Annotated in this window: 22 protein-coding genes; 16 read left to right on the forward strand and 6 right to left on the reverse strand. The window is 73.6% G+C overall.

The annotated features are described in order from the left end of the window. Positions 1-104 precede the first annotated feature (104 nt). The 13 genes from ACFYNX_RS12755 to ACFYNX_RS12815 all read left to right on the forward strand — a co-directional run bounded on the left by ACFYNX_RS12755 (position 105) and on the right by ACFYNX_RS12815 (position 13,263). On the forward strand, positions 105-1,301 hold the full coding sequence (locus ACFYNX_RS12755) for a nitric oxide synthase oxygenase (RefSeq protein ID WP_388660810.1): 1,197 nt from the start codon (positions 105-107) through the stop codon (positions 1,299-1,301). An 80-nt stretch (positions 1,302-1,381) separates the two neighbouring features. Next, the gene (locus ACFYNX_RS12760; protein ID WP_388660813.1) at positions 1,382-2,047 is read left to right on the forward strand and encodes a hypothetical protein; all 666 of its coding nucleotides are present in this window, start codon (positions 1,382-1,384) and stop codon (positions 2,045-2,047) included. 209 nt (positions 2,048-2,256) lie between these two features. Continuing rightward, positions 2,257-3,903: a sensor histidine kinase gene (locus ACFYNX_RS12765; RefSeq protein WP_388660815.1), complete on the forward strand. Its 1,647-nt coding sequence runs from the start codon at positions 2,257-2,259 to the stop codon at positions 3,901-3,903. After that, the gene (locus tag ACFYNX_RS12770) at positions 3,904-4,305 is read left to right on the forward strand and encodes a roadblock/LC7 domain-containing protein (RefSeq protein WP_030690508.1); all 402 of its coding nucleotides are present in this window, start codon (positions 3,904-3,906) and stop codon (positions 4,303-4,305) included. Next, complete coding sequence (locus ACFYNX_RS12775) at positions 4,302-4,655, forward strand: DUF742 domain-containing protein (protein WP_125660232.1); 354 nt, start codon at positions 4,302-4,304, stop codon at positions 4,653-4,655. Before ACFYNX_RS12770 ends, ACFYNX_RS12775 begins: the two co-directional genes overlap by 4 nt. Beyond that, complete coding sequence (locus ACFYNX_RS12780) at positions 4,636-5,259, forward strand: ATP/GTP-binding protein (RefSeq protein ID WP_053647516.1); 624 nt, start codon at positions 4,636-4,638, stop codon at positions 5,257-5,259. The genes ACFYNX_RS12775 and ACFYNX_RS12780 overlap by 20 nt, the downstream gene beginning before the upstream one ends. Then, complete coding sequence (locus ACFYNX_RS12785) at positions 5,256-6,497, forward strand: cytochrome P450 (RefSeq protein WP_365543388.1); 1,242 nt, start codon at positions 5,256-5,258, stop codon at positions 6,495-6,497. Before ACFYNX_RS12780 ends, ACFYNX_RS12785 begins: the two co-directional genes overlap by 4 nt. Further along, entirely contained in the window at positions 6,494-7,738 is a 1,245-nt protein-coding gene (locus ACFYNX_RS12790) for a cytochrome P450 (RefSeq protein WP_388660820.1), read from the forward strand. The genes ACFYNX_RS12785 and ACFYNX_RS12790 overlap by 4 nt, the downstream gene beginning before the upstream one ends. 192 nt (positions 7,739-7,930) lie before the next feature. Beyond that, positions 7,931-9,010 carry a tryptophan--tRNA ligase gene (gene trpS, locus ACFYNX_RS12795; RefSeq protein WP_388660823.1) on the forward strand — a complete coding sequence of 360 codons (1,080 nt, stop codon included), beginning with the start codon at positions 7,931-7,933 and terminating at the stop codon, positions 9,008-9,010. A gap of 138 nt (positions 9,011-9,148) precedes the next feature. Continuing rightward, entirely contained in the window at positions 9,149-9,907 is a 759-nt protein-coding gene (locus tag ACFYNX_RS12800; protein WP_388660824.1) for a hypothetical protein, read from the forward strand. 153 nt (positions 9,908-10,060) lie between these two features. Continuing rightward, positions 10,061-11,143 (forward strand): sugar ABC transporter substrate-binding protein, encoded by a 1,083-nt coding sequence (locus tag ACFYNX_RS12805; RefSeq protein WP_388660827.1) that lies wholly within the window; start codon positions 10,061-10,063, stop codon positions 11,141-11,143. 51 nt (positions 11,144-11,194) lie between these two features. Then, positions 11,195-11,971 carry an ATP-binding cassette domain-containing protein gene (locus tag ACFYNX_RS12810; protein ID WP_356545464.1) on the forward strand — a complete coding sequence of 259 codons (777 nt, stop codon included), beginning with the start codon at positions 11,195-11,197 and terminating at the stop codon, positions 11,969-11,971. Continuing rightward, positions 11,968-13,263 carry a sugar ABC transporter permease gene (locus ACFYNX_RS12815; protein ID WP_388660830.1) on the forward strand — a complete coding sequence of 432 codons (1,296 nt, stop codon included), beginning with the start codon at positions 11,968-11,970 and terminating at the stop codon, positions 13,261-13,263. The genes ACFYNX_RS12810 and ACFYNX_RS12815 overlap by 4 nt, the downstream gene beginning before the upstream one ends. Before the next feature lie 95 nt (positions 13,264-13,358). Here the strand turns inward: ACFYNX_RS12815 and ACFYNX_RS12820 are convergent, their stop codons facing one another. Continuing rightward, a complete protein-coding gene (locus ACFYNX_RS12820) occupies positions 13,359-15,044 on the reverse strand; it encodes a BCCT family transporter (protein ID WP_388660833.1) in 1,686 nt (561 codons plus the stop codon). Between the two features lie 212 nt (positions 15,045-15,256). Further along, entirely contained in the window at positions 15,257-16,261 is a 1,005-nt protein-coding gene (locus ACFYNX_RS12825) for an aminoglycoside phosphotransferase family protein (RefSeq protein ID WP_388660836.1), read from the reverse strand. A 176-nt stretch (positions 16,262-16,437) separates the two neighbouring features. On the opposite strand from ACFYNX_RS12825, the gene ACFYNX_RS12830 reads away from it, so the two are divergent. Both ACFYNX_RS12830 and ACFYNX_RS12835 read left to right on the forward strand, forming a co-directional pair. After that, positions 16,438-17,103, forward strand: a complete 666-nt coding sequence (locus tag ACFYNX_RS12830; RefSeq protein WP_388660839.1) for a GntR family transcriptional regulator — start codon at positions 16,438-16,440, stop codon at positions 17,101-17,103. Between the two features lie 157 nt (positions 17,104-17,260). Further along, positions 17,261-18,631 carry an amidohydrolase gene (locus tag ACFYNX_RS12835; protein WP_388660842.1) on the forward strand — a complete coding sequence of 457 codons (1,371 nt, stop codon included), beginning with the start codon at positions 17,261-17,263 and terminating at the stop codon, positions 18,629-18,631. A gap of 17 nt (positions 18,632-18,648) precedes the next feature. Here ACFYNX_RS12835 and ACFYNX_RS12840 read toward each other — a convergent pair whose 3' ends face one another. The 4 genes from ACFYNX_RS12840 to ACFYNX_RS12855 all read right to left on the reverse strand — a co-directional run bounded on the left by ACFYNX_RS12840 (position 18,649) and on the right by ACFYNX_RS12855 (position 21,855). Continuing rightward, a complete protein-coding gene (locus ACFYNX_RS12840; RefSeq protein ID WP_356545470.1) occupies positions 18,649-19,023 on the reverse strand; it encodes a VOC family protein in 375 nt (124 codons plus the stop codon). 301 nt (positions 19,024-19,324) lie between these two features. After that, on the reverse strand, positions 19,325-20,365 hold the full coding sequence (locus ACFYNX_RS12845; protein ID WP_388660845.1) for an NAD(P)-dependent alcohol dehydrogenase: 1,041 nt from the start codon (positions 20,363-20,365) through the stop codon (positions 19,325-19,327). 36 nt (positions 20,366-20,401) lie between these two features. Continuing rightward, positions 20,402-21,175, reverse strand: coding sequence for an SDR family NAD(P)-dependent oxidoreductase (locus ACFYNX_RS12850; protein ID WP_125660196.1), 774 nt, complete (start codon positions 21,173-21,175; stop codon positions 20,402-20,404). Beyond that, on the reverse strand, positions 21,172-21,855 hold the full coding sequence (locus tag ACFYNX_RS12855; protein ID WP_388660849.1) for a TetR/AcrR family transcriptional regulator: 684 nt from the start codon (positions 21,853-21,855) through the stop codon (positions 21,172-21,174). Before ACFYNX_RS12855 ends, ACFYNX_RS12850 begins: the two co-directional genes overlap by 4 nt. A 301-nt stretch (positions 21,856-22,156) precedes the next feature. Between ACFYNX_RS12855 and ACFYNX_RS12860 the strand changes: the two genes are divergently transcribed. After that, the gene (locus ACFYNX_RS12860) at positions 22,157-22,828 is read left to right on the forward strand and encodes a beta-glucanase (protein WP_125660238.1); all 672 of its coding nucleotides are present in this window, start codon (positions 22,157-22,159) and stop codon (positions 22,826-22,828) included. Positions 22,829-22,885 lie beyond the last annotated feature (57 nt).

A 22,885-nucleotide genomic window follows, 5' to 3' on the forward strand; every position in this document is an offset into this window, starting at 1 on the left:
AACCGGGCAGAGTACCAGCGCGTCCCCGTTCCCGTACGAAGTACGCACACTCTCCACACACGTGCGAACACATGGGGTAGTCATGGAGGCCAGGAGGGAACACCTTGGTCTTCAGTCTGCGTCGCCGACGGAAGTCGGCCCCCGTCGGCGTCTGTCCGTTCACGTCCGACGTCACCCCCGGCCCGGAACGGCCCCCGCGACCGCCGGAAGCGGCGGAGCACGTCACCGACCGGCGGGAGGCGGAGCGCTTCGTCCGGCAGTTCCACCAGGAGGAGCGGCGGGCGGGTGACGCGGAGCTCCGGGTCCGCGAGGTCCTCGCCGAGATCGACCGCACCGGCACGTACGCGCACACCCCGGACGAGCTGGCCTTCGGCGCCCGGGTCGCGTGGCGCAACGCGGCCCGCTGCATCGGCAGGCTCTACTGGCGCGGCCTCGTGGTGCGCGACCTGCGGCACGTCGCCTCGGCCGACGGGGTCGCCGAGGCCTGCTTCGAGCACCTGCGCCTCGCCGGCAACGACGGCCGGATCCGGCCGGTGATCTCGGTCTTCGCACCGGACCGGCCCGGCCGCCCCGGGCCCCGGATCGTCAACGACCAACTGGTGCGCTACGCGGGGCACCGCACCCCGGAGGGGAGCTGGGCCGGCGACCCGCGCGGCGCGGAGCCGACCGCGCTCGCCCGCGAGCTGGGGTGGAAGCGGTCCGACGACCCCTTCCAGATACTGCCGTTGATGGTGCGGGAGCGTCCGGACGCGCGGCCGGAGTGGTACGAGCTGCCGGACGGCTGCGTCATGGAGGTGCCGCTGCGGCACCCGGACCACCCGTGGTTCGCGGAGCTGGGGCTCCGCTGGTACGCGGTGCCGGCGATCAGCGACATGCCGCTGGAGATCGGCGGGGTGCGCTATCCGGCGGCGCCGTTCAACGGCTGGTACATGGGGGTGGAGATCGGCGCCCGGAACCTGGCCGACACCGACCGCTACGACCTGCTGCCGGTGGTCGCCGACCGTCTGGGCCTCGACCGCTCGTCGGAGCGGACGCTGTGGCGGGACCGGGCGCTGGTCGAGCTGAACGTGGCGGTGCTGCACTCCTTCCAGGAGGCCGGGGTGACGATGGCGGACCACCACACCGAGTCCGGGCGCTTCCTCCGTCACATCGACCGGGAGGCCCGTCACGGCAGGCCGACCCCCGCCGACTGGAGCTGGATCGTCCCGCCCGTCTCCGGTTCGGCCACCCCGGTGTTCCACCGCTACTACGACCCGGTCGACGACTCCCTGCGGCCCGCGTTCGTCGCGCGCGAGCGGTAGGCTCGGCGCCGGCCGTACATCGGAGGTCTCGGCCCGGCGGCTCCGTCCAAGGTGCGGCGACGGCGGGGCGAAGGGGACACGTGGAACAGCGGGTGCGGGTGCACAGGGTCGGTCTGGGCGGGCGCGAGGTCCGGGTGGTGCGGTCGGACCCCGGGCCGGACGCGACGGGGCCGGCGCTGCGCGACGACGGGCACTGGCTTTCGATGTACGCCGACCGGGACGGCGCCGACCGGCTCGCCGCCCTGTGGGCGCTGGCCGCCCGGTCCGCCAGGTCGCTGGTGTACCTGCCCCTCCGGAGTCATCCGGCGCCCCACGACGGCGCCGGCGGGGCCGAACCGGTCGCCCTCGACCTGGTGCTGGTCCATCACAGCCTGCAGTTCCCGGCCTCGGCGTGGAAGGGGGTCAGGGCGCGGCTCGGTGCGGGCGTGCCCGGCACCGTGTCCCTGCCGGGCGACGACCTCCCGGACGAGGACTCCGTGGACCACGAGCGGCGGCGCCACCGGACGTACCGTGACCGCCTCTCCTTCGACATCGCCGCGCACACCCTGTTCGTCGTCGGCAGCTCCCTCGCGTTCCGCGAAGAGGGCGCCCTGCTGCGCCGGTTCGCCGAGCGGGCTCCTTCCCACGCACGGCGCCACCCGGAGTCGGGGCACTTCTGCGTGGAGCTCGTTCCGGGCCCGTGGGGCCGGGAGCGGACGCGTCGGCACGTGCCCGGCAGCCTGCACGTCGAGCACCTCGGCGGTTGACGGCCTGATGGCCCGACAGGGAGCGGACGCGGGCCGGTCCTTCGATGAACCCTGAGTAAATTCGATCACTCTTGATTGCATAAATGGGGCAGTTGAACCTTTATCTGGTGAACGATCCGATCAAGCCAGTTCCTAACTGATCAACAACGCCTCTATAGTGCCGTCGTTGCGACTCCCTTCCCGCGTGCCCGTTCTCGAGAGTCTGGTTGATGTCGGCGCCGTCCACCCCCTTCCGCCCTGCCCTGCTCGCCTCGTTGCTGACAGCCGCCGCAGGTGGTGCGCTCGCCGCGGCGGCGACCGCCGCGGCGCCGGCCGGGGTCCGTCCCGCCCTCGCCTGGTTCGCCGTCTGCTGCGGCCTGCTGCTCGCCGCCTCGGCCTTCGCCGTCACGTGGTACGGACGCACCTCGCGCGCCCTCGGCCGCCGGGTCGAGACGCTCACCGCCGAACTCGCCTCCCGCGAGGCGTACGCCACCGCGGCCGCGGCCTCCGCCGAACGGGAGACCGCGGCCCTGAAGGAGCGGTACGCGGCGGACACCGCGGCCGCCGAGGCGGCCCGCGCCGCGCGGACCGAGGAACTGGCGCGCGTCCACGCGGCCGAGGCGGCGGAGCTGACCCGGGCGCGGGCCGCCGACGTCGCGCGCCTGGAGGAGAGGCTGCGCCGCGCCGAGTCCGGCCGGTCCGCCGCCATGGCCGCCGCCGCCAACGCGGCCGGCCGCATGCAGGCGCTCGCCACGAGCATGCTGGCCGACCTGCGGGAGATGGAGCACCGGCACGCCGACGAGGACGTCCTGACCGACCTCCTCCACCTCGACCACCGCACCGCCCAGGCGGGCCGGCTCGCCGACTCCGTCGCCGTGCTGACCGGAGCGCGGTCCGGCCGCCGCTGGGCCCGCCCGATCGTCATGGAGTCGATCCTGCGCGGCGCCATGGGCCGGATCGGCGGCTACCAGCGGGTGCGGCTGCACTCCAGCAGCGACGCGGCCGTGGCGGGCCACGCCGCCGAGGGCGTCATGCACGCCCTGGCCGAACTCATGGACAACGCCGCCAACTTCTCGCCGCCCACCGCCGAGGTCCACGTCTACGTGGAGGAGGTCCCCGCCGGCGTCATCATCGCGGTGGAGGACAGCGGCCTGGTGATGAGCGACGTCCAACTGCGCCGCGCCGAGGCCGCCGTGAGCGCGGAGAACCAGGACCTGGCCGGTCTGTCCGGCACCCGGCTCGGCCTGGCCGTCGTCGGCCGGCTGGCCCGCAAGCACGGTCTGACCGTGTCGTTCCGCCCCTCGGCGCGCGGTGGCACCGGCGCCCTGCTGATGCTGCCGCAGGAGCTGATCAGCCACGTGCCCGCGGAGACGCCGGCCGCTCCCGCCGCCCTGCCCCCGGTGGCCGGCCGCGGTCTGTCCGCGCCCGTGCCCGACCGGGCGCCGGCCGGGGCCCCGTCGTCCGCCCCCGCCGGGGCGCGGACCGAGGAGCCCGAGGCCGTGCACGAGTCCGGCACCGACCGGGGCGCCGCGGACGAAGGCACCGGAGAGCACCCGCAGTTCGGCGAGAGCGGTCTGCCGCGCCGCCGCCGCGGCCGGGCGCTCGCCGCCGCCCACCCGGAGGGTCCCGACGCCGCCCCGAAGCCCCGCGCGGCGGCCCCCCGCAGCGGCGCGGCGGCCGGGGCGGCCTCCCGCTTCGGCTCCTTCCGGCGGGCGGTCCGCGACGCCGCCGACCGGCCCGACGCCGGCGCCGAGACCTCTCCGGCGGCGGACGGCTCCCCCGCCGCCCCGCCCGTCCCGTCCGATCAGGCCGGCCGGACGTCCACCCCCCGGACGTCGCCGTCCTCGAACTCCCCGCACCCGGAAGGCACCCCGTAAATGACCGGCACCACCACCGACGAGAAGCTGAGCTGGCTCCTGGAGGGCCTCCTGGAACGCACCCCGGGCACCCGACACGCCCTGGTGCTCTCCCGTGACGGCCTCAAGCTCTGCCGTACCCCCGAGCTCTCCGTCGACCAGGCGGACCAGCTCGCCGCGATCGCCGCCGGCATCCAGAGCCTGTCGCACGGCGCCTCCGTGGAGTTCGGCGACGGCACGGGCGGCGTCCGTTCCGCGATGGCCGAGTTCTACGGCGGCATCCTGTTCATCGTGGAGGCCGGCGAGGGCGCCCACCTGGCGCTCGTCGCCGACGAGGACGCCGACGCCGGGCTCGTCGGCCACAACATGTCCGAGCTGGTCGAGCAGCTCGGCGAGTACCTGGTCGCGAGGCCCCGGGGATGAGCCGAACCAGGCCGGGCAGGGACGACTCCCCCGACCGGCTCTACACCCTGACCGGCGGCCGCAGCCGTGCCGGGTCCGACGCCTTCGACCTGGTGACCCTCGTGGTCGCCGAGAGCGACCCGGCCCCCGGCATGCAGTCCGAGCACGCCGCGATCCTGCGCATGTGCCGCTTCCCCACGGCCGTGGTGGAGGTGGCGGCCGGACTCGGCCTGCCCGTGTCGATCACGCGGATCCTGCTGGCCGACCTCCACGACACCGGCCGGATCAGCGCACGGCACCCCCGCGCGTCGTACCGCCTTCCCGATCACGACATCCTGGAGCAGGTGCTCGTTGGACTCCGTAACCTCTGAACAGCGCCAGACCCTGCACAGCACCGCCGACAACGGACTGAAGATCGTCGTCGTCGGCGGTTTCGGCGTCGGCAAGACCACCCTGGTGCGCTCGGTCAGCGAGATCCGTCCGCTGAACACCGAGGAGACCATGACGCAGGCGGGCGAGGGCGTCGACGACACCGTCGGCGTCGCCGCGAAGACGGCCACCACCGTGGCCTTCGACTTCGGCCGGATCTCACTGGACGCCCACAACATCCTCTACCTGTTCGGGGCGCCCGGCCAGGAGCGGTTCTGGTTCCTCTGGGACCGGCTGTTCTCCGGGACGCTCGGCGCCGTCGTGCTCGTCGACACGCGCCGGCTCGCCGACTCCTGGTACGCGATCGACCGCCTGGAGCACCACGGCACGCCGTTCGTCGTCGCCTGCAACGACTTCGGCGGCCCCGCGCACACCGCCGGGCAGATCCGCGAGGCCCTCGACCTCTCCGACGGGGTCCCGCTGGTCTTCTGCGACGCCCGGTCGCGCGAGTCCAGCAAGCAGGTCCTGATCACGCTCGTCGAGCACCTGCAGTCCGTCGTCGCCCAGGACCCGACGCCGCAGCCCATCCCGGAGCCCGCCCCGTGACCTGCCCCGTGCCCCACTCCGCGCCCCGGCCCGTCCCGCTGGGCGGGCCCCGGTTCCAGACCGACCCCACCGAGCTGTACCGGCAGATGCGCCGGGAGCACGGGGCGGTCGCCCCGGTCGTCCTGGACGGGGACGTGCCCGCCTGGCTGGTCCTCGGCTACCGCGAGCTGCACCAGGTCACCAGCGACCCGGTGCTCTTCTCGCGCGACTCCGACCTGTGGAACCAGTGGGACCGCATCCCGGCGGACTGGCCCCTGCTGCCCATGATCGGGCGCAAGCAGCCGTCCATCCTCTACACCGTCGGCGAGCGGCACCGCGAGCGCGCGGACGTCGTCTCGGGCGCCCTGGAGGCGATCGACCCGTTCGTCCTGAGGGGGCGCGCCGAGCGGTTCGCCGACGAGCTGATCGACGCGCTGTGCGGCAAGGGCTCCTGCGACATCATCGCCGAGTACGCGATGCTGCTGCCGGTCCGGGTCCTCGCCAGCGTCTACGGCTTCGCCGACGAGCAGGGTCCCGGGCTCGTCAAGGCCATGAACGACATGATCAACGGCCAGGAGGGCGCCCTGGAGGGCCAGCGCCACCTGGGCGAGTCCATGTTCGGGCTGCTCACCGCCAAGGCGGAGGCGCCGGGCGACGACGTCGCCTCGCGGATGCTGGCCAACACGGCCGGCTTCACGGTCGAGGAGGTCGCCCAGGACCTCATGGTGATGATGGCCGCCGGCCACCAGCCCACCGCCGACTGGATCGGCAACTCGCTGCGCCTGATGCTCACCGACGACCGGTTCGCGGCCTCGCTGTCCGGCGGCCGGCACAGCGTCGGCGAGGCGATGAACGAGGTCCTGTGGGAGGACACCCCCACCCAGAACGTCGCCGGGCGGTGGGCCTCGCGCGACACCCACCTCGGCGGGCGCCGGATCGGCGGCGGGGACCTGCTGCTGCTCGGCCTGGCCGCCGCCAACTCCGACCCGCACGTACGGGCCGACTCCGGCGCGCTCACCGGCGGCAACAACGCCTACCTGTCCTTCGGGCACGGTGAGCACCGCTGCCCGTTCCCCGCGCAGGAGGTCGCCGAGACCATCGCCCGGACGGGCATCGAGGTGCTGCTCGACCGGCTGCCGGACGTGGACCTCGCGGTGGCCCCGGAGGACCTCGCCCGCCGCCCCTCCCCCTGGCTGCGCGGCCTGACCGCGCTTCCCGTGACCTACACCCCGACCCCCGCCCTTGGAGCCCTCGGATGAGCTGCCCGTACGACCACACCGCCGCGTCCGGCACCGGCGTCATCGACCTGGACCCGTTCGTCTCCGACCTCGACGGCGAGAGCGCCCGGCTGCGCGCCGCCGGTCCGCTCGCCCGGGTCGTCCTGCCGGGCGGGGTGCCCTGCTTCGCCGTCACCCACCACGCGGAGGCCCGGAAGCTGCTCACGGACCCGCGCCTCGTCAAGGACATCGATGTCTGGGGCGCCTGGCAGCGCGGCGAGATACCCCTGGACTGGCCGCTGATCGGCCTGGCGAACCCGGGCAAGTCGATGCTGACCGTGGACGGCGAGGAGCACCGGCGGCTGCGCGGCCTGGTCGCGCAGGCGCTGACCGCGCGCCGGGTGGAGCGGCTGCGCGCCGGCATCGAGGCCCTGACCACGGAGATGCTGGACCGGCTCGCCGGGCGTCCGGCGGGCGAGGCCGTGGACCTGAAGGCGGAGTTCGCGTACCCGCTGCCGATGAACGTGGTCTGCGAGCTGATGGGCGTCGACCGGGCCGACCAGCCGCGCATGAAGGAGCTGTTCGACAAGTTCTTCTCGACGCAGACCCCGCCCGAGGAGGTGCCGCAGATGATGGCGGACCTGGGCGCCCTGTTCTCGGGGATCGTGGCGGGCAAGAAGGAGGCGCCCGGCGACGACCTCACGAGCGCGCTGATCGAGGCGTCGGAGGACGGCGACCGGCTCACCACGGAGGAGATCACCAACACGCTCCAGCTCATGGTGGCGGCCGGGCACGAGACGACCATCAGCCTGATCGTGAACGCCGTGGTCGCCCTGAGCACCCACCCCGAGCAGCGCGACCTGGTGCTCAAGGGCGAGGTGCCGTGGGAGAACGTGATCGAGGAGACCCTGCGCTGGTCGACGCCCACCTCGCACGTCCTGATCCGGTTCGCCGCCGAGGACATCGAGGTCGGCGACCGGATCCTGCCCAAGGGCGAGGGCCTGATCGTGTCGTTCGGCGCGATCGGCCGGGACGAGGCGCAGTTCGGGCCGACGGCGGGCGACTTCGACGTGACCCGCACGCCGAACCGCCACATCTCCTTCGGTCACGGCCCGCACGTCTGCCCGGGCGCGGCGCTGTCCCGTCTGGAGGCGTCGGTGGCGCTGCCCGCGCTGTACGCGCGCTTCCCCGAGCTGCGCCTCGCGGTGCCGCGCGAGGAGCTGCGCAACAAGCCGGTCGTCACCCAGAACGACCTGTTCGAGCTTCCGGTCGTCCTGGCCTGAGGACCGTACGGGCCCGGAAGGCTGTACGGTGGGCGCATGCGTTCTTCGTCGTGTCCGAGCCGGTGGCGCTCCTCCTAGGAGCGGCCACCCCTCACGCATGACCCAAGGGCCGTTCGGACGAACGGCCCTTTTCGCATGTCCCGGAGCGGGGTCCTGACGTTCGGCGGCGTCCTCGACCCACCAGGAGACCCCGTGAACACCACCGTCCTTCCCGACGCCGTTCCCTCCGCCGTGACGGCCGACGCGCGGGCCCGCAGCGCCGCCCTGGAGGAGGAGGTCCTCCGGAGTCCGGGGCGGTTCCGCGTCCTCACCGGCGACCGGCCCACCGGGCGGCTGCACCTGGGGCACTACTTCGGCACGCTCCACAACCGGGTCCGGCTCCAGGACCTCGGGGCGGAACTGTTCGTGATCGTCGCGGACTACCAGGTCCTGACCGACCGGGACGTGGCGGACGACCTGCCCGGGCACGTGGAGGAGCTGGTCCTGGACCACCTGGCGATCGGGGTGGACCCGGCGCGGAGCACGATCTTCGCCCACAGCGCGGTCCCCGCCCTCCACCAGTTGATGCTGCCCTTCCTCAGCCTGGTGTCCGTGGCCGAGCTGAACCGCAACCCCACGGTCAAGGACGAGATCGCCCACTCGCGGCAGTCCGCCGTCAGCGGCCTGATGTTCACCTATCCCGTCCACCAGGCGGCCGACATCCTCTTCTGCAAGGCGAACCTGGTCCCGGTCGGCCAGGACCAGTTGCCGCACCTGGAGGTCACGCGGACGATCGCCCGGCGTTTCAACACCCGGTACGGGGAAGGGGTGTTCCCCGAACCGGAGGTGCTGCTCTCCGACGCGCCGCTGCTGCTCGGCACCGACGGCACCAAGATGAGCAAGAGCCGGGGCAACGCCGTCACCCTCGCGGCGGACGCGGACGAGACCGCCCGGCTGATCAGGGGCGCGAAGACCGACTCCGAGCGCCACATCGTCTACGACCCGGTGCACCGCCCCGAGGTGGCCTCGCTGCTGCTCCTGGCGGCCCTCTGCCAAGGTCGTACGCCCGAGGAGGTCGCCGCCGGGATCGGCTCCGGCGGGGCCGCCGCGCTGAAGGGGACCGTGACGGAGGCGGTCAACGAGTACCTGGCGCCGATCCGGGCCCGCCGCGCGGCGTACGCGCGGGACCGGGCGTACCTGCGCGAGGTGCTGCGGGAGGGGAACGAGCGCGCCCGGGCGGTGGCCGACGCCACGCTCGCGGAGGTGCGCACGGTCATGAACAGCCGCTACTGAGGGGCGGACGGGGCCGGCCGGGCGGGATCCGTGTCCGGGAGGCACGCCCGGCCCCTTTCTGAGTAGCGGTACTCATGCCGGGGGCCGGTTCCGGCGGGACCATGGCCACGAGGGTGCACCGGTCCGGAGGGGGACGGCATGAGCAGGGTCGTGGGCGCGTTCGTGGTGGCGGGTCTCGCGGTCGGGGCGCTGGTCCTGGCGTACGCGGTGGGGGCGCCGCCCGGGACGGTGCTCGCCGTCGGGGCGGGCGTCCTCGGGCTGTTCTGGCTCCTGCTGCTCCTGACGGCGCCGTGGAACCTGTACTTCCGGGCGCACGCGGTCCTCGCCGAGATCGCGGTCAGCCGTGAGAAGGGCCTCGTGGTCTCCGGGGAGCGGGACGCCGAGGCGCGGCGGATCGCGCGCGTGATGCTGCGGGTCGCCGTCGCCGGGCACGTGGCGACGGCGGTCGTCGTGCTCGCCGTCGCCGTCGCGACCGGCCGGGAGGCGGGCCGCTGGTGCGCCGGGTTCTTCCTGCTGAGCACGGCCTTCCGGCCGGCCGGCGCGTACTTCGGCCGACTGCGCGGCAGGCTGGGCACGTTGCTCGAAGAGGTGACGTACCCGCGGGACGACGTGGTGGCGCTGCGGGAGCGGGTGGCCGCCCTCGAAGCGGGCGCTTCGGTGCTCCGGGACAAGGCGGAGGAGCAGTACCGGGCCCTGGCCGAGCTTCGGCGGACCGTGGACGCGGTCGGCCTCTCCGCGCACGAGCGCGCCGAGCGGACCGACCGGAGCGTCGCGGCCCTGGCGCGCGAGTTCGAGGCGACGGTGAACCGGCTCACCGACAACGAGGAGATCATCACCGGACTGAAGGCCTTCCTGCGGCTCCTCCGCTCCCCCGACCCCACCGCCGGCCCCGCCTGAGCGTTCTCGTGGGCGGCCCGGTCGCCGGGGTTGCCGCTTCACCCGCTTGCCGCTCCCCGGGTTGCGGCTAATGTCGATATATAGGCCATGTGTGCCCCCGCGTACCCGCGCTCACGAGAGACGGGAGGCGGGGGCGTACGAAAGGAGCCTTCCATGAGCCGTACATTGCGGGGCGCGATCGCACTCGCCGGAGCCGCGGCCCTCTCCCTGGGCGCGGTGGCGACGACCGGAGCGGCGCAGCCGGCCGCGGCGCAGGGCGAGGTGAAGATCGGTCTGCTGCTGCCGGAGAGCAAGACCACCCGGTACGAGAAGTTCGACCGGCCCTACATCGAGGCGAAGATCAAGGAGCTGGCGCCCGGGGCGCAGATCGACTACTACAACGCCGCCGAGAGCGCCACCACCCAGCAGCAGCAGGTGAACACCGCGCTCGCCAAGGGCGACAAGGTCCTCATCCTGGACGCCGTGGACGCCAAGTCGATCCAGTCCTCCGTGCAGAAGGCCCACGACGCGGGCGTCAAGGTCGTGGCGTACGACCGCCTCGCGCAGGGCCCGGTCGACGCGTACGTCTCGTACGACAACCGCAAGGTGGGCGAGCTCCAGGGCAAGGCGCTCCTCGACGCGCTCGGCGACAAGGCGGGCAGCGGCGAGATCGTGATGCACAACGGGTCGCCGACGGACCCGAACGCCGCCGAGTTCAAGGCCGGCGCACACGCGGTCCTGGACGGCAAGGTGAAGATCGGCAAGGAGTACGACACGCCGAACTGGGACCCGAACAACGCCAACCAGCAGATGTCCGGCGCGATCAGCTCCCTGGGCAAGGACAGGATCGTCGGCGTCTACTCGGCCAACGACGGGCTGGCCGCCGGCATCGCCACCGCCCTGAAGGCGGCGGGCATGAACGTGCCGCTGACCGGCCAGGACGCGCAGCTCGACGCCATCCAGCGGATCCTGCTCGGCACGCAGACCATCACGGTCGAGAAGCCGTACAAGCCGGAGGCGGACATCGCCGCGACGATGGCCGTCGACCTGGCCGAGGGCAAGCCGATCCCGTCCGACCTGACCCCCACCACCGTCACCAGCGGCAGTGGCCAGAAGGTCCCCGCCTCGCTGCTGACCCCGGTCGTGGTCGACAAGTCCAACATCAAGGACACCGTCGTCAAGGACGGGCTCTACACGGTCCAGGAGATCTGCACCCCGACCTACGCGGCCGCCTGCAAGGAGGCCGGTCTCCAGTAGGCGCGAGCCGCCCGCCCCCACCGGGACGGACGGACGGAGGAGGCGGTCGCCTTGCCCGAGTCACCCGTGCTCACCCTGCGGGGGGTCTCCAAGCGGTTCGGCGCGGTCCAGGCCCTGAAGGGCTTCGACCTGGAGGTCCACCCGGGGGAGGTCGTGGCGCTCGTCGGCGACAACGGCGCCGGCAAGTCCACCGCCGTCAAGGCGATCGCCGGGGTGAACCCGCCCGACGAGGGCACCATCGCGTGGGAGGGGCGGCCGGTCTCCATCACCCGGCCCCACGACGCCCAGAACCTCGGGATCGCCACCGTCTACCAGGACCTCGCCCTGTGCGACAACCTCGACGTGGTCGCCAACCTGTTCCTCGGCCGCGAGCTGCGCAGGTTCGGGATCCTGGACGAGGTCCGCATGGACCAGCGGGCGCGCGAGCTGCTCGACACCCTGTCGATCCGCATCCCGAGCGTCCGCATCCCCGTGGCGTCTCTCTCCGGCGGACAGCGCCAGACGGTGGCGATCGCCCGTTCGCTGATCGGCGACCCGAAGGTCGTGATCCTGGACGAGCCCACCGCCGCCCTGGGCGTGGAGCAGACCGCCGAGGTCCTCGACCTGGTGGAGCGGCTGCGCGACCGGGGCCTCGGGACGATCCTGATCAGCCACAACATGGTGGACGTGATGGCGGTCGCCGACCGGATCGCCGTGATGCGCCTCGGCCGGAACAACGGCTTCTTCGACAAGCGCTCGACGACCACCGAGGAGATCATCTCCGCCATCACGGGGGCCACCGACAGCGCCGTCACCCGGCGCCAGGCCCGCAAGCGGGAGGAACCGTGAAACGGGACCGCCTCTCCAAGGACGCCGGCGGAGCCGCCGACAGGGCCTCCCAGGAACCGGCCCCCGGCGCCGTGCCCGCCGTGGACACCCGTCTCCTGGTGCGCGAGGAGGGAGTCAGGGGGTACGTCGGGGAGTTCCGGCGCAAGCTGCGCAGCGGGGAGCTGGGGTCCCTGCCCGTCGTCCTCGCCGTGATCATCATCTGGACGGTGTTCGGCAGCCTGGACAGCACGTTCCTCTCCGCCCAGAACCTCTCCGACCTCAGCCAGCAGATCGTCGGCACCGGCATGATCGCGGTCGGGATCGTCTTCGTGCTGCTGCTCGGCGAGATCGACCTCTCGGTCGGTTCGGTGAGCGGTCTGTGCGCCGCGATCTTCGCCGTGCTCAACGTCCTGAACGGCGTGAACGAGTGGCTGGCGCTCCTGGTCGCCGTGGCGGGCGGGGCGGTCGTCGGGCTGATCCACGGGTTCTTCTTCGCCAAGGTGGGCGTGCCGGCCTTCGTCGTCACCCTGGCGGGCAACCTGGCCTGGAACGGGCTGATGCTCCAGGTGCTCGGCACGAGCGGCACGGTCAACATCCCCGCGGAGAGCATCGTCGCCGAGCTGTACTCGACCGTCTTCCACAGCCCGGTCGCCGCCTACGCGGCCGCGGCCGTCGGCGTCGGGCTCTTCCTGGCGGCCTCGCTCCTGGACGCCCGGCGGCGGCGCGCGGCCGGGGTGCCGTCCCGGCCGGTCGCCGAGATCGTGCTGCGCACGCTCGTCGTCGCGGCGCTCGCGTTCGTCACCGCGTACATCCTCAACCGGTACCAGGGGCTGCCGCTGGCGCTCCTGATCTTCCTGGTCCTGCTGGTGGCCCTGGACTTCGTGCTGCGGCGCACCACGTACGGGCGGCGGATCTTCGCGGTGGGCGGCAACATCGAGGGCGCGCGCCGGGCCGGCATCAGCGTGCCGTTCGTCCGGATGACGGTCTTCTCGATCGCCGGGACCATGGCGGCGACCGGCGGTCTCTTCCTCGCCGGGCAGATCCAGTCCGCGAGCCAGACCTCCGGCGGCGGCAACCTGCTGATGAACGTGATCGCCGCGGCCGTCATCGGCGGTACGAGCCTGTTCGGCGGGCGCGGCTCGGTCTGGTCGGCGCTGCTCGGCGCCCTGGTGATCGGGTCGATCCAGTCGGGCATGAACATCATGGGCGTCAGCAACGCCGTCCAGTTCATGATCACGGGGTCGGTGCTGCTGGCCGCCGTGGTCGTCGACTCGCTGTCCCGCAGGAGCCAGAAGGCCGCGGGCCGCGCCTGACCGGGGGCCCGGGCCCCCGGCCCCGGCGTCCGGCCCCGGCGTCCGGCCCCGGCGTCCGACCCGGCTCCGGCCCCGCCCTCCGCGCCCCGCGCTCGTCAGGAACCTCCCCGGCCCGGCGTTCCGGGGCCGTCCTGGCCCGGCTCGCCGGGTCCGATCCGCAGCTCGAAGTCACCGGCGTACTTCTCGTGTCCGGCGATCACCGCGAGTTCGACGGCCTCCTCCCCCATCTCGCCGCGGACGATGAGCGGATCCCTGCGCAGGTCCCGCATGAGTGCCACGCACATCCCGATCATGACGAGCACGAACGGCGCCGCCACCAGGATGGTGAGGTTCTGCAGGCCCGCGAGCGCGTCACCCTGGCCGTCGCCGATGAGGAGCATGATCGCGGCGACCGCGCCGGTCACCACGCCCCAGAAGACGACCACGGGCCGGGCGGGCTCGAAGGAGCCGCGCTGCGAGAGCGTCCCCATGACGATGGAGGCGGCGTCCGCGCCGGACACGAAGAAGATGCCGACGAGGACCATCACGAGGAGGCTCATGGCGCCGGCGATCGGGAACTGCTGGAGGACGCCGAAGAGCTGTCCCTCGGGGGTGCTCTCCTCGGCCAGTTCGCCCTGTTCGCTGAGCTTCATCGCCGTTCCGCCGAAGATGGCGAACCAGATCAGGCTGACGGTGCTGGGGACCAGGATGACCCCGCCGACGAACTGCCGGATGGTCCGGCCCCGGCTGATGCGGGCGATGAACATGCCGACGAAGGGCGTCCAGGAGATCCACCAGGCCCAGTAGAAGACGGTCCAACTGCCCAGCCAGTCGTGGATGTCCTCGCCGCTGGTCGCCTCGGTGCGGCCGGCCAACTGCGGCAGGTCGCCGATGTAGGCGGCGATCGAGGTGGGCAGCAGGTCGAGCACGATGACGGTGGGGCCCGCCACGAAGACGAAGACGGCGAGGACCGCCGCGAGCACCATGTTGATGTTGGAGAGCCACTGGATGCCCTTCTCCACACCGGAGACGGCGGAGAGGACGAAGGCCACGGTGAGGACCGCGATGATGGCGACGAGCAGCCCGGTGCCGGTCTTCTCCATCCAGTTCAGCTCCTGGAAACCGCTGCCGATCTGGAGCGCGCCGAGGCCGAGGGAGGCGGCGGAGCCGAAGAGGGTGGCGAAGATGGCCAGGATGTCGATGACCCGGCCGGGACCGCCGTACGCCCGCTTCTCGCCCATCAGCGGGACGAAGACGGCGCTGATGGTCTGGCGGCGTCCGCGCCGGAAGCTGGAGTAGGCGATGGCGAGGCCGACGACGGCGTAGATCGCCCACGGGTGGAGCGTCCAGTGGAAGAGCGTGGTGGCCATGGCGGTCTGCATCCGCTCGGCCGAGTCGACGGGGTGGGTGCCGGGCGGCGGGGTGCCGTAGTGGGCGAGCGGTTCGCTCACGCCGTAGAACATCAGGCCGATGCCCATGCCGGCACTGAACATCATGGCGATCCACGACACGGTCCGGAACTCGGGGCCCTCCTCCTCGCGGCCGAGGGTGATCCGGCCGTAGCGGCTGATGGCGAGCCACAGCGCGAAGACGACGAATCCGGAGGCGGCGAGCATGAACGCCCAGCCGCCGTCGCGGATCAGCCCTTGGAGGAGGGAGTCGGAGACGTCCTCCAGGCTCTCGGTGGCCGTGGCACCCCAGACGACGAAGGCGACGGTGAGGACGGCGGTGACCCCGAACACGATCCGGTCGGTACGGGCGTGGTGGCGGCGGTCGGAGCGGACGAGGAGGGTCGGCAGCACCGGCAGCCCCCGGCTTCTCGCCCGTGCGGCGCCTTTCCGGCGGCCTTCCGGCCTCTCTTCTTCCTGCGACACGGGCGGCACCTTTCACGGCATTACGGGACAAACATCGCGATGTCTCCGTAAGGCAGTACCACAGGCGCGGCCCGTCCCGGCGGACCAACAGGCCTTCGCGTCCGCTCCGTCCCCCTGTCCCTCCTCGGTCGGACCGCCGGTCAGACCGCCGGGTCCTCGAACGGCGCCGTCGGGGCGAAGAGTTCCCCCAGCCAGTGGGCGCTCGCCTCGGCGCAGTCGGTGGCCGGGGTGCCGGGGAAGAGGCGGAACCACGAGGCCGCCCGGCCGAGGGCGGCGAGGCGGGTGGCGAGCGCCGCGGCACGGCGCAGCTCCGGGAGGGAGGGGCCCAGGTCGGTCCAGGGCTCCAGATAGGCGTCGCGCAGCCGGCCCGCGCGCTCGGGTCCGTACCGTTCGAGGACGGCGCCGGCGGGGACGAGCAGGCTGCCGAAGGGGTGGCCGACGGCGGCGTCGCCCCAGTCGAAGAAGGTGAAGCGGCCGGGGGCGGGGGCGAGCACCTGCCCGTCGTGCAGGTCGCAGTGGTCGAGCGAGTCCGGGACGCCGTGCGCGTCGAGCTCCGCGCACCAGTCGAGCAGCCGGGGGCGCCCGGCCACGAGGCCGCGGCGGGCGGCCGGGCCCAGGGCGGCGTTGCCCGCGACGAGGGCGTCGAAGAGGCCGGGCAGCCGGGCGGTGCGGGCGTCGGGCACGCCGAGGGCGGTCATGCGGTCCGCGTACGGGACGAGCGCCCGCTGCATCCGCGCGTACTGGGCGACGGCCCGCTCCCAGGAGTCCGGTCCCGCGTCGCCCGCGTCCAGGACGTGCCGGAAGAGGGGCCCGCCGTCCGGGAGCAGCGACCACGCCCGGTCGGCGTCGACCGCCAACGGGGTCACGACGTGGTCGGGCACCCATCGCGCGAGGGCGTCGCCGAGGGGGGCCTCGAAGGCGTTGTCCGGCGCGCCCGCCTTGAACCAGACTGCGTCGCGCTCCCCGGGTCCGGTGCGGAAGCGCACGAGGATCGACCAGGGGCGGACCCTGACCTCGCGGGTCCCGGTCTCGCGCAGGCCGTGCCGGTCGAGCTCCCGCCCGGCCCACGCGAAGGCGGCGGCGCGCCAGTCCTCGTCCTCCCAGGGGGTGACTGCGTCCGCGAACCGCCCGCGGTCGACCGTCATGGGCGGCACGGATGCCGTGGAGGCCGTGGCTGCCGTGGACGCCGTGGATGTCTCTTGTCGCATCGGTCGATCCCATCACCGGGGCGGGTGGGGCGCACGCGAATATCCGGGGCCGACGTATCCTCGCCCCGGACGTGCCCGACGGGGGGCCGCGGAGACCGGAAGAGGCGGACAGGGTGGCGGACAAGGCGGCGGACCCGGGCAGGGCCGGCTCGGCCTCCCTCAGCGCGCGGGCGCGGGAGGCCGTCCTCCAGCGGATCGTCGACCGGCGGTACGCGCAGGGCGCCCGCCTGGTGGAGCGGGAGGTCGCCGAGGAGCTCGGCATGTCCCGCGTACCGGTGCGCGAGGCGCTGCGCGCCCTGGTCGCCGAAGGGCTCCTGGAGCTGCTTCCGCACAGCGGCGTGCGCGTGCGCCGGCTCGAACGCGTCGACGTGGAGCACCTGTACGAGGTGTGGGAGCCGCTCGCGGTCCAGGCGTCGCGGCTCGCGGCGCGGGCGGTGGCGGCGGGCGGGGGCACCGGCGCCCTGGAGACGGCCCTCCGGCAGGCCGAGTCGGCAGCGGCGGCGGACGAGGGGGCCCGCGAGGTGGCGGCGCACACGGCGTTCCACGAGGAGGTCGTGGCGCTGTCGGGCAATCCGCTGCTCGCCCGCACGATGGAGCAGTTGAGCCGGCAACTGCGGCTGCTGTTCGGGATGCGCGAGGAGTCCGCGCACATGCGGGCCCAGCACGCCGAGATGTACCGGCACATCGCCGCGGGGGACTCGGAGGCGGCGGCGGCGAGCACGCTGCTGCACGTGCGCGACAGCAGATCCGTCGCGCTGCGCTCGCTCTTCGGCGTCTGAGTATTTGTATACCAGCAGAACTGGACGAGCCCAACCCCTTTCGCCTCTTGGCTTACCATCTCCGACTTTTCGGGAGGTTCAGATGGTCGCCCTTGCCGCTCCCGACCGCTTGGTATACAAAGCAGGGAACCGGCGCCCCCCAGTCGAAGGAGCCCCCATGCAGCCGTCCCCGTCCTCCCCCGGCGCGCTCTCCCGCCGCACGATGCTGGCCGGGGCCGCCGCTCTGGCCGGGGCCACGGCCTCGGCGGGCACCGCGGCCGTCCCGGCCCAGGCCGCCGCCCAGGCCGCCGCCGAGGGCACGGCCGGGTTCGCCGGAGCCCCGGCGGCGGCCGCAGCGGGGCACCGCGCGAAGGCCGTGGTCTTCCGCGACGTGCGCCCGTTCGGCGCGGCGCGGCCCACGGACCTGGTGGTCGTCGGCGGCCGGATCTCGGCCGGCCCGGCGCCGCGCGGGGCGAAGGTCGTCGACGGCGGCGGACGCGTCGCCCTCCCGTCCCTCGTGGACGCGCACATCCACCCCGACAAGACGACCTGGGGCGGCTCCTGGGTCTCGCGGAAGCCGGCGAGCGGCATCGCGGACTACGTCGCCCAGGACGTGGAGCTCTTCCGGAACCAGCGGCGTCCGGTCGCGGAGCGCGCGTACGGCCTGATGAGCCACGCCGTCGCCCGCGGCACGCGCGCGATGCGTGCCCACGCCGACGTGGCCCCGGCCTACGGCCTGGCGGGCGCGGAGGGCGTCGCGGAGGCGCGCGAGCGGCTGCGTCACGCCCTCGACGTGCAGATCGTGGCCTTCCCGCAGCACGGCGTCGTCCGCACCCCGGGCACGGCGGCGCTCCTGGAACGCGCGGCGCGCGAGGGCCTCGTGGACATGATCGGCGGCATCGACCCGATCGGTTTCGACCACGCGCTCGACGAGCAGCTCGACCTCGTCTTCGGCATCGCGGACCGGCACGGCGTGGGCGTGGACATCCACCTCCACGACCGCGGCGAGACGGGCCTCAGGGCCATGCGCGGCATCATCGACCGCACCCGCGCCCTGTCCCTCGCCGGCAAGGTCACCGTCAGCCACGTCTTCTGCCTGCCCGGCCTCTCGGATCGTGAACTCGGCTCCGTCGCGGCCGATCTGGGCGACCAGGACATCGCCCTCACCACGGTCGCGCCGTCCGACTCCCTGGTGCTGCCGATCGCCCGGCTGCGCGAGCACGGGGTGCGGGTCGGCCTCGGCTCCGACGGCGTGCGCGACTCCTGGAGCCCGTTCGGCAACGCCGACATGCTGCACCGCGCGCACCTCCTCGGCTGGGTGACGGACGTGCGGCTCGACGACGAACTGGCCGAGTGCTACCGGGTCGCGACCCACGGCGGCGCGGACGTCATGGGGCTCGCCCACGCCGACCTCGCGCCGGGCGCCCCGGCCGACTTCGTCCTCGTGCGGGGCGAGTGCCTGCCGCAGGTGGTCGTCGACATGCCCCGCCGGGACGTGGTCGTCCACGGCGGGGTCGTCGTGGCGCGCGACGGGGAGTTCCTCGACTGACCCCGTGGCGGGCGGGGTTACAGGTACGGGCGGGTGATCAGCTCCATGGCGTGACCGGCGGGGTCCTTGAAGTAGACCCCGCGGCCGCCGTGTTCGGTGTTCGTCTCGCCGGGCCGCCGCATCTGCGGGTCGGCCCAGTGCTCGACGCCCTGCTCGCACAGGCGCCCGTACGCCCGCTCGAACAGTTCGTCGTCGACGAGGAAGGCGTAGTGCTGCATCTGGATCTCCACCGGGGGCTCGGCGAACTGGATCAGGACGCCGTCGGGAAGCCGGACGTTGACGAACGGGCCCCAGGAGGGTGCTTCGGGGAGTTCCAGGAGCTCGCGGAAGAACCGCGCCGACTCGTGCCGGTCCTTGGCCGCGACGATGGTGTGGTTGAAGGTGACTGACATGGGGACGACCTCGCTCTTGTTCGACGGGGAAGGGGACGCGCGGTGCTCGTGCACCGGGTGGTCCCCGCGTCGAACGGAAGGGGCGCGCGCTCCGCGCCCGCCGAGCCGTCAGTCGTCCACCGGGTCGCCCGTCCGTGTGTGGCGTATCGCCGATCCGGTGTTCACGTCGCAGGACGTTACGTGATCGGCACGGTTCGCAGCAAGGTCGTTCGAGGGAATCGGCCGACGGCGGTCACGGCCGGTTTCGGGCCGGGGCCCGGAGCCTCGCGCGCGTGCGCCGGTCCCGGGCCCCGCGGGGCGGTCAGCCGTTCGGCAGGATGACCGCGCGTCCCCGGACGCGTCCCTCGTGCAGCCGCTCGTAGGCCTTCGGCGCGTCGTCCAGGGCGTACGTCTCCACGTGGACGTCGACGGCACCGGCGCGGGCCAGGTCGAGCACCTCGATCAGTTCGGCGCGGGTGCCCCAGTACGGGGAGGCCACGGAGACCTCGTACGCCGGGGAGCCGAAGCCGACGGGCAGGGCGCCCCCGCCGAGGCCGACGATCGTGACGTCGCCCTCGACCGCGGCCATCGCGCCCGCCGAGGTGACCGTGGGAGGGGCTCCCACGAAGTCGAGGACGACCTCGGCGCCGCGGCCGCCGGTCAGTTCGCGGACCGCGGCGGCCGCCGACGCGTCGGAGAGGACGGTCTCGTGCGCGCCGACGGTGCGGGCGAGGGCCAGCTTCTCCTCGGTGACGTCGAGGGCGACGACCCGGGCCGCGGTCATGGCCCGCAGCAGTTGGATGGCGACGTGGCCGAGCCCGCCCGTGCCGATGACGACGGCCGTGCTGCCGGGGACGAGCTTCGGCAGGGACCGCTTGACGGCGTGGTACGGGGTGAGGCCCGCGTCCGTGAGGGGCGCGGCCCGCACGGGGTCGAGGTCGCCGAGCGGGACGAGGTGGCGGGGGCTGTCGACGACCATGTACTCGGCGATGGCGCCGGGTGCGCCGAGGCCGGGCGGCCTGATGCCCAGCTCCGCGGCCCGCAGGCAGTAGTTCTCCTTGCCCTGCGCGCACATGAAGCAGGCGCCGCAGCCCCAGGGACCGTAGACGGCGACCGCGTCGCCGGCGGCGAACCCCTCGACGCCCGCGCCGAGCGCCTCCACGGTGCCGACGCCCTCGTGGCCGAGGGTCAGGGGCAGCGGGAAGGGGACCTGGTCGGCGGGCCGGCTCATGACGGCGATGTCGGAGTGGCAGACGCCGGCGGCGGTGACCCTGAGGAGCACCTGCCCGGGGCCGGGCTCCGGGTCGGGGACGGTGACGACCTCGGGCGGGGCGCCCACCGCGCGGTACTGGAGTGCCTTCATGACGGGGTGTCCTTTGCTCTCGCTCTTTCCGGTGGCTCAGCGGGCGGCGTAGGCGCCGTCGACGAGGTGGTAGCTGCCGTGCACGAACGACGCCCGCTCCGAGAGCAGGAACGCGACGAGCTCGGCAACCTCCTCCGCACGGCCCAGGCGTCCCGCGGGGTGCAGGGCGACGAGGGCGTCGTACGCCTCCCGGCCGAGCCCGGCGAGGAGGGGGGTGTCGATGTAGCCGGGGCCGACGGCGTTGATACGTACCCCCTGGGAGGCGTATTCGAGTGCCGCCGTCTTGGTGAGGCCGACGACGCCGTGCTTGGCCGCGACGTAGGCGGCGCTGCCGGCGGAACCATTGGTGCCGAGGATGGAGGACATGTTCACGACGGCGCCGCCGCCGGAGGCGACGACGGCCGGGAGTTCGTGGCGCAGGGAGTGGAAGACGCCGTCGAGGTTGGTGGAGACGACGCGCCGCCACTCCTCGGCGGGGGTCTCGCCGATCGGGACGCGGGCCCCGGCGACACCGGCGTTGTTGACCGCGAGGTGCAGGCCGCCGAAGGCGGCGACGGTGGCCTCGACGCCCTCCCGGACGGAGGCGTCGTCGGTGACGTCCATGCGTACGGCGAGGGCCCGGGCGCCCTCGCCGGTCAGTTCGGCGACCGCGGCGGCCGCCTTCTCGGCGTCGAAGTCGGCGACGGCCACGGCGGCGCCGCCGCGGGCGAGGCGGTGGGCGACGGCGAGGCCGATGCCGGAGGCGCCGCCGGTGACGAGGGCGGTCCGGCCGGCGAACTCCTGGGGGTCGGTGGTGAGGGGGTGTGTCATGACGGTTCCTCGGGGGTGCGTGGTGCGGTGCCGACGGGCCGGACGCGGGGTCGGGTCCCGGCGGGCGGGGGTTCGGTCGCGAGCAGGTCGAAGGCCTCCTCGACGAGGTCGGGCAGCGCGGTCCGGGGGCCGTCGAGGACCCAGGCGCGCACGGCCGCCAGGAGCGCGGCGGCGCCGGCGCCCACGGCGACGGCCGGCCGCAGGTCGCGTTCGGGGTCGGCGCCGATCCGCTGTGCGACCAGGCGCACCGACGCGGCCTCGCCCTCCAGGAGGACGCGCCGGAGCACGGCGCGCAGGGGCGCGTCGCGTTCGGCGAGGCGGAACAGCTCGCGCACGCCGTCGCGGCGGTGCCAGGCCGGGACCGCCGGGTCGGCGAGCCAGGTCCGCAGGGCCGCCCGGTAGGCGGTGAGCGGGGCCTCCGTGCCGGGGCGGGCGGCGAGCGCCTCGTTGATCCGCGCGCAGTCGGCCCGGACGCCGTCGACGACGGCCTCCTCCTTGGAGGCGAAGTAGCGGCTGAAGGTGCGCCGGGAGACGCCGACCGCGTCGGTGACGTCCTCGACGGAGACTCCGGCCGGTCCGCGCTCCAGGACGAGCCGCAGCGCGGCCTCGCCGAGCGCCTCGCGGGTCCGCGTCCCCTTGGGGCCGCGCCGCGGGCTCCGGCGCTCTCGTTCCGTGCTCATAATTGCACCGTACACCTATTAATGTCCCAGTGAGACATTCCGGGCCGCCCCTTCCCCCACCTGCCGGAACGCGGTGAAACGCGACGGCACGAGGTGACGACTTGTCGCCAACCGGTGACCCTCCGTGGTTGATCCGGGTGGGGCGGGGGCAAACCCTCCATGGGCCGATGGGCGCCCGCGTAAGAGGTGAGAGGAGTGAGCCGTGCTGTCCGACTTCATCGACCGACTGCTGCGCCGCGGCGCGGGATCGGGTTCCGGCACGGGGCCGCCCCCGGGGGCCGGGACGCCCACGGGCCCGGGGGTGCCCGGCCAGGCGCCGCCTCCCCGGAACCTCGTCCTCGACGCCGACTTCTCCTCCGCCGAGCAGTGGGTCGCCGGCCGCTCCTGGGCCTATCCCCACGGCGGTCCGACCAACCCCGGCGACAACAAGCTCGACCACCTCACGGACGATCCGGCCTACAGCCGGGGCGGGGTCTTCCGGGCGACTCCCCGGCCCGACGGCCGCTGGACCGCGGGGCTGCTCACCACCGAGGGCAGCGCCGAGGGGTTCCTGGTGCGCACGGGCGACGTCCTGGAGGCCCGGGTGCGGCTGCCGGTGGAGATCGGCGCCTGGCCGGCCATCTGGACCTGGCGTGACGGCGGTCAGGAGATCGACGTCTTCGAGTACCACCCCGACAACCCGGACCTCCTCGAACTGTCGAACCGGGTGCGGGGACGCCACCACTACTTCCGGGACCCGGCCGTCCGCCCGGGGGCGTGGATCGACTTCCGGGTCGAGTTCGGCGCGCGCTCGGTGGTGTGGTGGGTGAACGGCGCGCGGGCCTTCGACGACCGTCGCGGGGTGGGCCGTTCCTGGCGCGCCTACCTCATCGTGAACCTCTCGGTCTGCGCGGGCCGCTACCACCCGGCGCCCGAGGCCGGCACGGCGGAGATGTCGTACGAGGTGACGGAGCTGCGCGTGTACCGCGGCTGACCCGGACCGCGCGTCGGCGGGGGAAGCGTCGTCGGAGGAACGGGTGTTGCGTAGGCT

The organism is Streptomyces sp. NPDC007872 (assembly GCF_042868165.1).
Classification (GTDB): Bacteria; Actinomycetota; Actinomycetes; order Streptomycetales; family Streptomycetaceae; genus Streptomyces.